Here is a 12,670-nt window from a genome sequence, read left to right on the forward strand (position 1 = left end):
CGGAGGTTTGTCGGCATAATCCCACTAGGTTGTGCCAATCTAAACTCTTTAAATACCAGCTTTGATTTTCCGCTAAGCGCATCCGCTAATAGCTTTTGCAAAAAAGACGTGGGGCTTCATCCACTAGCGTCAGCAAGCTGGTTTGATGGCTCAATTCACCACGATAAACAACAGGAATGCTATGAAAAATTAATAACCATTAAGAAAGCATCTGTGCTTTGCTGGGGAAATGATGCAGTGCTCCACAGGTCGTTCAATGCAGCTATGCGCTTGCCTGCGGTAGTCCGATCACATTGAAGATTATTGGTTATCGATTTTTTGCGAGCGAATCGATAGCTGACTATAAACAGGAAACAGCTGATCTGAATCATTTGCCGCTTAACATGCGACGTAACAGCATTGACGATCACGTTGTTGCCAAGCACTTGCGCTCATGGTAGTGCCTGCGAAATATCGAGAAATTTAAATATTTTGCCAAAACCAATGGCACGGAAAACCAGAGATGAAAAAGGTTCTCATTCTATACGGGCATCCGCGCAATGACCGCTCTGAGATGAATCTCCCGATGTCAGCCATCGCCCGTTCCCTTGATGGTGTCACGCTCGTCGACCTTTACGCCGAATACCCAACCTTTGATATTAGTGTAGAAAAAGAGCAACAGAGATTGCTCGACCATGACATTGTGGCATTCCAACATCCACTCTATTGGTATTCCGTACCTGCACTTCTAAAGGAATGGCAAGATCTCGTGCTGGAACACGGTTTCGCTTATGGCTCTCACGGTACAGCTCTCGCCGGGAAACTCTTTTTCAATGCAGTGACTTGCGGAGCCAGCCGTTCGGCTTATCGTCACGATGGGGCTTATCGGCGTGAACTGCGAGACCTGCTGGCACCTTTCGAAGAAACTGCCCGCTTGTGCAAAATGCGGTTTCTTCCTCCATTTGAAATCTATGCGTCCGGACATGCGCGTGAGGATGGACGGCTGGAAAAACATCTGGCTGACTACCACCGGCTCTTGGTTGCGCTCGTTAATGACCGTGTGGATCTCGAGCGGGCGGAACGGGGCAACAGTCTAGCCGAAGATCTGGATAACATACTACTTCCAGATGATTCGGAGGCAGCATCATGAGCCTGCTGCAAGATGCCTTTGTTTATTTGGTCGCTGCAGTCATCGCGGTTCCGATTGCCAAGCGTTTGGGTCTTGGTTCCGTTCTAGGGTATCTGATCGCAGGCATTGTTATTGGCCCGTTGTTGGGGGTCGTGGGCTCTGAAACCGAAAAAGTAAAACACTTCGCCGAGTTCGGTGTTGTAATGATGTTGTTCCTCGTTGGACTTGAGCTTCAACCTGCCATGCTTTGGAAGATGCGTGCCAAGCTCTTGGGGCTCGGCGGGCTTCAAGTGCTCCTGAGTACAGCGCTAATCGGGGGGCTCGGCGTTGCCTTTTCGCTTCCATGGCAAACTGCGCTTGCCATTGGTATGACGCTCGCACTTTCGTCAACTGCGATTGTCCTACAAACACTCAATGAAAAGGGGCAGATGAAGACAGTCGGGGGACAGTCGTCTTTCTCCGTGCTGCTTTTTCAAGATATTGCCGTCATCCCGATGCTAGCAATATTGCCATTGCTGGCCGTCTCTCACGCTCTGGGTGGAGATGGCAGCCACACAGCGCAGACGGGGCACAATGTGCTTTCAGCTTTGCCCGGATGGCTCCAAGCACTCGTTATTCTTGTTGTAATTGCCGCGATTATCGGCACTGGGCGCTACTTGATACGGCCAGTTTTCCGCTTCATAGCAGAGGCAAAGTTGCGGGAGATCTTTACGGCAGCCGCTCTGTTGTTGGTGATAGGAATTGCTTTGCTCATGGAGGCCGTAGGCCTTTCGCCGGCACTGGGGACATTCCTCGCCGGGGTCGTATTGTCGGATAGTGAATACAGACATGAGCTCGAAAGTGATATTGATCCGTTCAAGGGGTTGCTACTTGGCCTCTTCTTCATTTCTGTGGGAGCGGGCGTAGACTTCGAGCTGCTTTTTGGTGCGCCTGGAACAATCTTCGGGCTCGCGTTTGGCATTCTATCACTTAAATTTATTGTGCTTTACATACTCGCTGTGGGCTTCAGGTTGCCAACAGCTGACAGATGGCTTTTTTCGCTGGGGCTGGCTCAGGCTGGTGAGTTTGCGTTTGTTTTATTTGGCTTTGCATTAAGCGCAGGCGCAATCCCTCCAGACCTTGCCAAGATGCTGACGCTCGTTGTGGCCATTACAATGCTCATCACACCCGCGCTGTTCATATTGCATGACAGGGTTATCGCACCGCGTTTGGTCGAGAAAAATGAGCGAAAAGCCGACATCATTGACGAAACGGGTCCCGTGGTTGTGGCCGGTGTTGGGCGATATGGCCAGGTCGTGGCCCGGCTTCTCATGAGCTCAGGCTACAAGGTCATCGTTCTTGACCATGATCCTCAAGAGATCGAAGCCCTTGGCCGCGTAGGCATCAAGACCTTTTACGGAGACGCGTCCCGCCCTGACCTTCTCCACGCCGCAGGCCTGGAAGAAGCAAAGCTGTTTGTCGCTGCAATTGATAACCGCGACCAACAAACCCTGATGGTGGAGCATGTTGCCAAGACTTATCCGCATTTGAAAATCGTTGCACGAGCTTTCGATCGGCATCATGTTTACGAGCTTGAGATCGCAGGGGCTCATGTTGCCGAACGGGAGCTGTTTGAAAGCTCCATAACCATGGGGCGAAAGGCACTTGTGCTATTGGGTCTGCATCCTTTTCTTGCAGAGCGGAAGTCACGGGCGTTTCGTTCGCATGATTTGGAAACCTTGGACCAGCTTCGTGATCGATGGATCACCGAGGGCGTTGATCAACACTACCTTGACACAATCAAATCACGCGGAGAGCAGCTCTTGGATGTCATGAAGCTGGATAACAACGAGGTCGCGAGACAGGCTGATGATGGTTGGCTACCACCGCCCAAGGGAGATGCAAACAGCTGATCTTTGTGAACTTGCGGGCCTGTCTTCGGGACGCACTTGGTTATGACGGGTGGACTTGGTCACGATCGGGAAGCCTGAGAGGCTTGAGGAAATCTATGAAGGACCGCAGTGGTGTGATGCTGCGGTATTCCTTTGGAAAGTACAGGTGCAGTGCCGCGAGATCTATGCTGAATTCCTTGAGGAGTTCAACAAGGGTGCCATTCTTTTGGTCCGCGCTCGTCAAGGCGCGTGGCATGTAGGCAAGACCGACACCTGATCGCGCTTGCTCAAGCAGCACAGGCAAACTGTTTGTCACCATATTGCCGCTCACATTTGCGGTAATGCGGCCTCCGTCCGTTTTAAAGTCCCAATCGGCGAACTTTCGCGATGTCTGGTAGCGATAACGCAAGCAGTTGTGCCCAAGAAGCTCGCGAGGATGGTCGGGTACGAAAGTGGTCTTCAAATATGAAGGGGCGGCAACCACACTGGTCTTCAGGGGACCGGTAAGCGGAATGGCAACCATATCCTGCTGGATTAGATCGCCAAACCTGATGCCAGCGTGAAATCCTTCGCCGATAACATCTGCAAGACCATCAGAAAAATTAAACTCCAACTCAATTTCTGGGAAGGCCTCCATGAACTGGGGGAGGATGGGCTTTAGGATCAGCTGATAGGCCAGCTCCGGCAGGCTGATGCGCAGTGCGCCTCGCGCACCTTTCCCCGTCCTCAGGGCCTCCTGGAGGGCCGCAGAGAGTTGCTCAAAGGCGGGCTGCGTGCCTTCGTGTAAAGCCCGTCCAGCCTCTGTTAACTGGATGGAACGGGTTGTTCTCACAAACAAAGCAACGCCCATATCCTCTTCCAGTTTCTTCAGTTGATGGCTGACGGTGGAAGCTTTCAATCCAAGATGCTCCGCGGCCGCTCGCAAAGAACCCAGCTTGGCAATGGCGGAGAAGATCTCCAAATGGGTCAGGGGAAGTCTCATTGGTGTATATTATACACTAATGAAGTCAAAATACAGGACTTTATCGAATAAAGAGGCGGCGTTACCTCTTGTGTTGAACGTTGGTTCGATCACTTGTGAGGTAGAAAAGTCCAATGAGAACGCTTGTGTTAAATGCACACCCAGATATTGCGAATTCAAAAATCAACAGTCTTTGGCATAAAGCTTTTGCAAAAGAAAAAGGTGTAACACAGCGCCTTCTTTCCGAAGTCGTGGTAGGGCCGAATTATCAATTCGATATTGATAGGGAGCAGAGCTTTTTATTAGGTCACGATAGAATTATACTTCAATTTCCGTGGTATTGGTATTCTGCGCCAGCCATCATGAAGGCATATATCGACCAAGTGCTTTCATACGGCTTTGCCTACGGCCCCGATGGCGACAAGCTGGCTGGCAAGGAGGCCTTGATTTTAACCTCAACAGGTGGACCAGAGGTCAGCTATCATGCGGGAGGCTACAACAACTTCTCGATGGACGAGTTTTTGAAGCCATTCCAGCAGACTTTCTTGTTGGCTAAGGCAGTCTACCTCAGTCCCTATGTGTTTCATGGCGGGGTTACTGCAACAGAAAGTGAACTTGAAGCCTCCGTCGAGGCCATGCTGGCCCATGTTCTGGACCGCGAACTCAACCCTCAGGTCAAACTCGACAGGTTGTTGAAAGAGCTTCAAGTGTATAACGAAGGCCCCAGTGAGGTAGCTTAGGTCTAGCGTACCCCCCTAATTAACGGAAAAGGGCGCCAATGGCGCCCTCGAAACCCTGAATTATTTGCCCCGAAAGGGTTTCATTGTATCCACCCTCAGTCAATGAGAGGGAACTTCATCCGGCCGATGTGGTCTTTCAACAAGCCAACGGCAGCTTCAACATCACGTGCAAGCGCGGCTTCTTTTATTGCCCGATGATCCTCACTGGCTTGTGCAGTGTAACTCAGGTCCGGGTACTTCAAGCCGCGGTAGCGTTCTGTTTGATCGTATAGAATTTCCAGCAGCATTGGAGCCCATTTGGACTCGCTGCCGCCGACCAATGCGCGGTGAAAATTATGGTTTGCATTCTCCCAACGGAGCCACTGTCGACGAGGGTCAGGAGATGGGTTTGTTTCAACTTCTGTGAGCTGATTAAAGGTTGTAACGACACGGTCTTCCCAAGCCTTGTCGCCACTCTCGATCGAGGCAGCAAGAGCCGCCGTTTCAATCGTCATGCGTTGTGTCAGAAGATCTTCCAGTTCCTGCTCTGAAACGGTTGGGACAAAGAAGCCCTTGTGGCTTTCACTTTGCACCAGGCCGTTTGAAGCAAGCTTTGAAAGGGCTTCCCGGAGCGGCGTAGGCCCAATACCTAGGCTTTCGCTGAGCTCTTTGATTTTCAGACGCTGTCCTGGCACCAATTGTCCCGTCAAAATGTCCTCACGCAGGTATGCCTGTGCGCTGTCGATCAGAGAGCCGGGAGTGCTGCGCCGTTCCGGCGCGAGCGCCGGGGAAGCGAGTGGTGAGAGGTCACGCATCTTCAGGTGGTCCGTTACCATTTTGTGTCATAGACCCTTGCATCAGAGGATGGGCCGTTTTGGGAAAGTCTGTGAATGATCACAGGGCACGAAGTGCCTAATGGAAACTACCAAAACCGCTGGTGTCGGCCATACGAAATTGATGTAAACGCTTGGTAATGCACAATCGGTCGCACCCTGCAGTAGGTGCCAGTTGTGAAAGACGTGAAAGATTCTACACAAACGATAAAAGGGTGATGCAAGTCACAGGGGTGCAGGTCACTTGGTTGTATCTTAAGATGTTTTCTACTTAATATATTTCACAAATGAGCATCATCTGCAGAGGCATATGTTTCAAGCGTCCAGTACGTGTGTAAGATTCGATTTTTTTGAGCAAGGAAAGCTAAGTCACTCTCGCGACACCGTTCTTTGGCAAGAATTCTGCGGTTCCGTGCGGTTTTGCACGTTTCTGGTGAAACGATGCGATGTCGCCTAATAAATTGTTAAATAAAGATAATTCCGCAGCGAACCCCATAAACCCACCGAAAAGTTAAAGTGCATTAACCAAAAAGGGATTGCACTCATAAGTGGCTCTAGTACTCTCCAGACGCATATGGAGGCTTTTTGAGCCAACTTTCCGTTTGGGGGCTGAGACACGTGCAATACGGCAATACTACTCTTACTCGCGACGAAACGCCGTCGGAGAAGATTTCCCGCTATTCGCAGATCCTTTCGGGTCAGCTCCATCGTTTGCGTCAGGAGTTGTATCCTCCAGAAGCGCATAAAAAGCTGCGCTCTTTTTCTTCCGTCGATGTGGCGCGTTTGATTGGCGTTTCTGAGTCTACAATTCGCCAGCTCGACCTGGATGGTGAGGGGCCCAGCCCCACGCGTCTAGCAAACGGGCGCAGGAGTTACACTCTAGAGCAGATCAATGAGATTCGTCAGGTTTTGGCCGCCCGCAAACGTGGTGATGAAGCGGTAAACATCCTGCCCTATCGCCGCGAAGGTGAGCCGTTGCAGGTTGTGGCTTGCGCGAACTTCAAGGGAGGTTCAGCCAAGACAACCACCAGCACACACCTTGCGCACTATCTGGCGTTGCGCGGGTATCGGGTGCTTGCCATCGATCTGGATCCGCAGGCCTCCCTTTCCGCCATGTTCGGCATCCAGCCCGAGTTTGATGTGGAGCCGAACTGCACCATTTTCGGCGCTCTGCGCTATGATGACGAGCGTCGTCCGTTATCGGAAGTCATTCGTCCCACTTATTTTGACAATCTGGATCTCGTTCCCGCCAATCTGGAACTGGCAGAGTTTGAACATATAGTTCCTTCTGCAATTGCATCTGGCGCCTCTACGGGGGATGATATTTTCTTCCGTCGCGTGAAAAACGTGCTCATGGAAGTTAACGATCGCTACGATGTTGTTGTGATTGATTGTCCTCCGCAACTTGGCTTCCTTACGCTCGGAGCCCTTTTCGCCGCGACAGGCCTTTTGATTACACTTCACCCTCAGATGCTTGATTTGGCGAGCTGCAACCAGTTTCTTGGCATGTCTTCCGATTTGATGGCCGTTATTGAAAACAATGGCGGTGAGATGAGCCTTGACTGGATGCGTTTCTTGGTCACGCGCCATAATCCGAACGACAGCCCTCAAACGCGCGTTGTTGGTTTGCTGCGGGCACTGTTCGGAGAAGACGTTTTGACCGCACCTGCACTGGAGTCCACTGCAGTGGCGAATGCGGGTCTTGAGAAAAAGTCTCTTTATGAGCTGGAACCGGGCGCAATTGGTCGCGAGACGTTGAAGCGTGCGCTGGAAAGCATTGATACCGTTAACAGCGAGATTGAAGAGCTGATGAGAACTTCATGGGGTCGCAAGCTATGAGCAAAGCCAAAGACCGGAAGAATGCGCTAGATAACCTTTTTGGCGGCGGAGGCATGGCTGGCATGGTGGCCGCCGGTGCCTCAGCGCGCCCTCGCCTTTCTTCTGGTGCCATCGGTGCTGCTGAGATTAATCTTATCCGTGATGAACGCGACAAGCTGCGCGTTGAGGTCGATGAGCTTACGGGCAAGCTTTCGACGTCTGTTGCTGTCGTCGAGTTGGATACGGCGAAGGTACAGCCCTCTTTTGTTCCGGATCGAATGGTTGTGGAGCATGACCCTGCCTTTGAAGCGCTGAAAGCATCAATCAAAGAGACAGGGCAACAAGTTCCGATCTTGGTGCGTCCGCACCCTTCTGAAGCCGATAGTTTCCAGATCGCTTATGGCCACCGTCGTTGGCGGGCCTGCCGTGAACTGGGAATGCCGGTGCGAGGGGTTGTCCGCGAACTCACTGATGAAGAACTTTTGATTGCTCAGGGTCAGGAAAACCATGAGCGCAAGGATCTGAGTTTCATAGAAACCTGCCTTTTCGTGCTGCGCCTTTCCTCGGACTATCCGCAATCCGTTATCTGCAAGGCCATCAACAAGGACAAATCACTTGTCTCGAAGTACCGAAAGCTAGCGGCAACCATGCCGGAGGACTTCCTTGTTCGTATTGGTCCCGCACCCAAGATTGGCCGCCCGCGCTGGGAAGAACTCGCTGGTTACTTCCATGAGGATGGGTCGCTGAGCCCAGGTCATCAGAAGGCCGTAGAGTGGTTGTTTGCCTCCGAGGCTTTTGGGGAACTGGATAGCGATGAGCGTTTCATCTCCATTTTGGAAGCGTTGAGCGAAACCCCGTCGGAGGCTCAAACGCCATCTGAGCAGAGCAAGGCGCAAACGTCACCGATAACGGATGTCTCCTCGTCATCGCGCAAAGGGTGGTTTGGCGAAAAACGCGTTGCTTTCAAGCAAGGACCTAAAGCGACCAGCTTCACCGTTGATCACCGCGCCCACCCTCTTCTGGCGTCCTATTTGATGGAGCGAATGGAGGAGCTGGTTCGGCAGTTCGAGGAAGAGCATGGGGAGGAGGGTCAGTGATGAGGTAGGCCAGAAATAGAAAAGGCCTTGCTGACGGCAATCAGCAAGACCTAAATCTATAACCCAAACAGGTGAGCCACCTGGTCAGGATCATCCTTAGCAAGAGCATCCTACGACAATGTGGCGGCGCGAATCAAGGGACGAATATCCCTTGAAAGGACTAAGTGCGCCTTTCAGCCGGTTTGATTCCCATTATCCCCACGGTTTATCCGTCAGGACGCGGTTGCATTTGCTTCCGTGAATGGATCTGTCATGCGAACTCATGCAGTTGCTTCGTTTAGGAAGCTTACTCCCGGTATGTTGGCCTCTCAGCGGCTGGCTATGGCCAATGACATTGTTGAAACGACCAAGGCTGAGGTTGCGCTCGCGTTGAAGAAGTCGGCCCCTGCCCTCGGGATTGATGGAACGACCTACCATGTACTCGATATTCTCATTGGCCTGACCAAGGCAGATGACTGGAAGACTGACCGCCGGCCTCTCGTTGCGATCTCAAATGAGAAACTTGCGGAATATGTGTGCCGTTCCAAACGCACGGTTGTCAGATGCCTTAAGAAGCTCGTCGAGGCTGGCGTGCTTGCCTACCGGGACAGTTCCACAGGCCGGCGGTTTATCTATCGCAATGACACCACTGGCGAAATTGATCGGGGCTATGGCCTGGACTTCTCTCCTGCACGCCAACGTGTTGCGGAACTCAAGAGAATTGCGGCAGAGTTCGCTGCCCGGTTGAAAGCGGAGCAAGAGGCCAAGCGCAGTGTAAACCGGTTGTCCCGTGCTATTCAGGACATGCTGGATCTGGGCGTTGGTGATGCCAATCTGGCGATAGAGTTTGCCCAGTCCTTGGCAGAAGCCATGTCTCGGCCATGCCATGTCCTGGAGAGGGCAGAGATCCTGCAAAGCCTTTATGAGCAGCTCTTGGAGGCATTGGCAACAGATGGAAGTGATGGGATTTTTAAAGAAATGCCACCCGAGGGTGACATCACTGTCACTCCATATAATAATACAAACCCTCAAAACTCTATAGATAGTAAAAAAAGGACATCGGCTCACGCCGATGACATCGAAACCAACGCCTCCGGCGATAATGCTCCTGAAAAGGAGCAAATCAGCAAACTGCGTGCCGCCTCACGATCTCCGCTAAAAGAAGGATCCGCTGTTGGCTTTACTGGCGTTAGCCAACAGGGAGAGCTGAACCCGCAACTCTCAGCAGTCTCCATTGGCTTGGTTGAGTTGGCAACGGCGAACCTTCAAGAAACCCTTGGGGTGAAGTTTACAAGCTGGGCAAGGCTGGTTGCGTCGGCCGAGCAAACATGTCTGCTAGTTGGCTTGTCTTTAAGTGGCTGGAACTCCGCCGTCTCTAGGGTTGGCGACAAGATGGCGGCGACAGTTCTTGCGGTGACTGCCGAGAAAGCCTTGCGCGATCCGGAAGCGATTTCCAGCCCTGGTGGCTATTTCCGCGCCTGTATTGACCGAGCAATTGATGGAAAGTTGCTGCTGCATAAATCGCTTTACGGACTGGCTGAGAGCTAAGGGTTGGCATGCCAGGCATTGGTATGGTGCAAACTCGCATGAACTCGGATTTAAGCCGATTTTGGATCTTTAGCTTCCCACTTGGTGTGTCTGGGTGTCAGGTTTAGTCCTGGGAACGTTAAGGGCAAAGGCAGTTTGCCGGGTATGCAATTGGCTCGCTGCCGCGCGGTCCGGCCTTACGAATGCGAATGCTTGATCCCTGCTTCGTCTTTCTGCGAAGCCGGTCAAGTCGTCTTACGGGGCAGGAAGCCCGATATAGATTTCCTGCGGATCGGTTTGGCACACAAGAGCTACAGAGCCGAAGCTGGAATTTTATGTGATACCATTTTTGAAAGCCGCGGTCCGTGGGCTTCAAAAATTCTGAGAGCAGATACGCTGTCCGAAGACGCTGATTACGACAGCATAGCTTCTAAGGCCCAATAAAAAATCCAGACAGAGAGCCATAATTTAACTCTCTGTCTGGATTTTTTCCGGGAGGTCCCCTCCCCTGCCCTTGCTAGTATTTTGCAGTCACTTCGCTGTTATCACCGACAGCAAGATCGTATGAAGTTCGTGTTCGGTTGGCATAGCGGACAAGTGCAAGCATCAAAGGCACTTCAACAAGAACACCAACGATGGTGGCCAATGCTGCTCCCGAATGCACACCAAAAAGAGCAATGGCTACAGCCACGGCCAACTCGAAGAAATTGGAGGCACCGATCATTGCGCCGGGCGCGGCGATGTTATGCGGTTGGCGCCAACGCTCCATCCACTTGTAAGTAAGGTAGAAAATTAGGACTGTTTGAATGATCAGCGGTATTGCGATCAGTACGATGTCGGTTGGGTTGCTAAGAATGTTATCGGCTTGCAGTCCGAACAGGATAAACACGGTCGCGACCAATCCGAAGATGGAAAGAGGCTTCAGGCTCACTGTGAACCTTTGGATTGCGGCTTCCGTTTTTAACAACTGTCGTGTTAGCACCCCTGCCCCGAGCGGCAGAACCACAAACAGGAAAACAGAGATTATCAGGAGATCCCAAGGAACAAAGATTTCGGAGAGGCCAAGAAGCAGTGCCGTGATTGGAGCAAATGCGAAAAGCATGATCAAATCATTCACAGCGACCTGGGTTACGGTATATCCAGGATTGCCTTTTGTAAGGTAACTCCAGACGAACACCATTGCTGTACACGGTGCAACCCCAAGCAAAATCATTCCAGCGATGTAGGCGTCTGCGGTTTCCGTTTCGATGAGACCTGCATACACAAAGCGCATGAAGACGATTGCCAGCAACGCCATGCTGAATGGCTTGATCAACCAGTTCATTATGATTGTGATCATCAGCCCTTGCGGCTGGCGAAAGCAGTTTCTGACCTCCGTGAATTTCACCGCAATCATCATCGGATAGATCATGAGCCATATGAGAATGGTAATCACGAGGTTGATACCGTAGATCTCAGTAGCGGCGATCCAGGCGAACAAACTGGGAAGCATGGCGTTTGCGGCTACACCGCTCACCATGGCCAGCGCGACCCATACGGTCAGGTATCTTTCAAATAGAGACATGTCACTCTCCATTAATCGTCGATAGACGATGTAAATGGGCAAATTTTTAGCCTAAGGCATCCGCAAGAAGGTGTTGGTAACGCTTTAACTTGGCCTCGTTGACGGAGTAGCACACTTTGGGTCGCTGGTTCTCTGCGTCTACCAAACCAGCTTCTTTCAAAATCCGGATATGTTCAGATACGGTGGATTGCGCCAGCCCAAGTGCGGACACCAGATCCTGCCCTACACAACCGCTCTGCGCCAACATTATGCGAATGAGTTTCACCCGCGCAGGATGGGACAGCGCCTTGCATAAGGTGGCCAGCTCTTGATCCAGCAATGGTTGATCCAACACAGGAACTATGGTTGGACAGCAAACTTGGTCTGACACTCTAGCTACTTCCTATATCGTCGATAGACGATTAATGTCACACCGCGCCCACGAGGTCAACTTCTTATTCCTAGTAGAGACGAGGCGCCCGGCCCTAAGCGAACGAGCTATGATGCTTTGTCCGCCCCACGCTCACGGGCTTGGAAATGATACTCATGGTTTGGCTTCATACCGGTGGCGGAAGCCAAGCGATTGCTCATATTGAAGAAACTCGCAACCTCGCATATGTCCCAGATATCTTCCTCTGAAAAGCCGTAGTTACGGAGAAGGTCGCGATCATGAGCGGTAAGTTCCGCGCTTTTCGTTGTTAACTTCATGGCAAAATCGAGCATTGCCCGTTGTCGGTCGGTAACATCTGCGTACCGATAATTTAGGGTAATCGCTTCACCCAAAACTGGATCTCCGGTGTATTGGCGCAGTGCGGCCCCATGTGCAACTTGGCAGTACCAGCAGTCGTTTGCAGATGAAACCACGACGGCGATCATTTCTCTTTCTTTCTTCGTAAGCCCTGAGTCCCCGAGCATGAGCTCGTTATAGTATTGGGAGAATACGCGAAGCTTCTCCGGTCGGTGGGCATAGGAAACAAGCACATTTGGGATCAGGCCAAGCTTTGCCTGGCACTTTGAAAACAAGATGGCTATGTCTTCAGGCAGATCAATTGGTAGGTATAGGTCCAGCTCAACTGGTGCTTTCTTTGGCATGTGCCCTCCCCTCTTGCGGTGTCTTCCACCTTAAGGGTAGCACAACCATAGACATCCTTGTTCTACCTACATCGGCCTAGTGAAAGGCGTGTTGACAGCTGTCAACTGCCCTCACCTGTCTC

General features: G+C 51.7%; 11 protein-coding genes. 6 read left to right on the plus strand and 5 right to left on the minus strand.

Features of this window, described 5'->3' with window-relative positions; translation table 11 throughout:
• Positions 1-502: 502 nt before the first annotated feature.
• Entirely contained in the window at positions 503-1,129 is a 627-nt protein-coding gene (locus PUV47_RS16990; protein ID WP_274219782.1) for an NAD(P)H-dependent oxidoreductase, read from the plus strand.
• Positions 1,126-3,000, plus strand: coding sequence for a monovalent cation:proton antiporter-2 (CPA2) family protein (locus tag PUV47_RS16995; RefSeq protein WP_274219783.1), 1,875 nt, complete (start codon positions 1,126-1,128; stop codon positions 2,998-3,000). Before PUV47_RS16990 ends, PUV47_RS16995 begins: the two co-directional genes overlap by 4 nt.
• A gap of 40 nt (positions 3,001-3,040) precedes the next feature.
• Here PUV47_RS16995 and PUV47_RS17000 read toward each other — a convergent pair whose 3' ends face one another.
• The gene (locus PUV47_RS17000; protein WP_274219784.1) at positions 3,041-3,961 is read right to left on the minus strand and encodes a LysR family transcriptional regulator; all 921 of its coding nucleotides are present in this window, start codon (positions 3,959-3,961) and stop codon (positions 3,041-3,043) included.
• Between the two features lie 113 nt (positions 3,962-4,074).
• Here PUV47_RS17000 and PUV47_RS17005 point away from each other — a divergent pair, with 113 nt between their 5' ends.
• The gene (locus tag PUV47_RS17005) at positions 4,075-4,680 is read left to right on the plus strand and encodes an NAD(P)H-dependent oxidoreductase (protein ID WP_274219785.1); all 606 of its coding nucleotides are present in this window, start codon (positions 4,075-4,077) and stop codon (positions 4,678-4,680) included.
• 95 nt (positions 4,681-4,775) lie between these two features.
• Here the strand turns inward: PUV47_RS17005 and PUV47_RS17010 are convergent, their stop codons facing one another.
• The gene (locus PUV47_RS17010; RefSeq protein WP_274219786.1) at positions 4,776-5,474 is read right to left on the minus strand and encodes a GntR family transcriptional regulator; all 699 of its coding nucleotides are present in this window, start codon (positions 5,472-5,474) and stop codon (positions 4,776-4,778) included.
• Between the two features lie 636 nt (positions 5,475-6,110).
• Here PUV47_RS17010 and repA point away from each other — a divergent pair.
• From repA to repC, 3 genes are all read left to right on the plus strand, one after another.
• Positions 6,111-7,331, plus strand: coding sequence for a plasmid partitioning protein RepA (gene repA, locus PUV47_RS17015; RefSeq protein WP_274219858.1), 1,221 nt, complete (start codon positions 6,111-6,113; stop codon positions 7,329-7,331).
• Complete coding sequence (gene repB, locus PUV47_RS17020; RefSeq protein ID WP_274219787.1) at positions 7,328-8,407, plus strand: plasmid partitioning protein RepB; 1,080 nt, start codon at positions 7,328-7,330, stop codon at positions 8,405-8,407. The genes repA and repB overlap by 4 nt, the downstream gene beginning before the upstream one ends.
• 252 nt (positions 8,408-8,659) lie before the next feature.
• A complete protein-coding gene (gene repC / locus PUV47_RS17025) occupies positions 8,660-9,934 on the plus strand; it encodes a plasmid replication protein RepC (RefSeq protein WP_274219788.1) in 1,275 nt (424 codons plus the stop codon).
• Positions 9,935-10,430: 496 nt separating this feature from the next.
• Here the strand turns inward: repC and arsB are convergent, their stop codons facing one another.
• The 3 genes from arsB to PUV47_RS17040 all read right to left on the minus strand — a co-directional run bounded on the left by arsB (position 10,431) and on the right by PUV47_RS17040 (position 12,548).
• Positions 10,431-11,477, minus strand: a complete 1,047-nt coding sequence (gene arsB / locus PUV47_RS17030; protein ID WP_274219789.1) for an ACR3 family arsenite efflux transporter — start codon at positions 11,475-11,477, stop codon at positions 10,431-10,433.
• Positions 11,478-11,523: 46 nt separating this feature from the next.
• Positions 11,524-11,847, minus strand: a complete 324-nt coding sequence (locus PUV47_RS17035) for an ArsR/SmtB family transcription factor (protein WP_274219790.1) — start codon at positions 11,845-11,847, stop codon at positions 11,524-11,526.
• A gap of 107 nt (positions 11,848-11,954) precedes the next feature.
• A complete protein-coding gene (locus PUV47_RS17040; protein ID WP_274219791.1) occupies positions 11,955-12,548 on the minus strand; it encodes a peroxidase-related enzyme in 594 nt (197 codons plus the stop codon).
• Positions 12,549-12,670: the final 122 nt, after the last annotated feature.

The organism is Pseudovibrio exalbescens (genome assembly GCF_028737195.1).
GTDB lineage: Bacteria > Pseudomonadota > Alphaproteobacteria > Rhizobiales > Stappiaceae > Pseudovibrio > Pseudovibrio zosterae.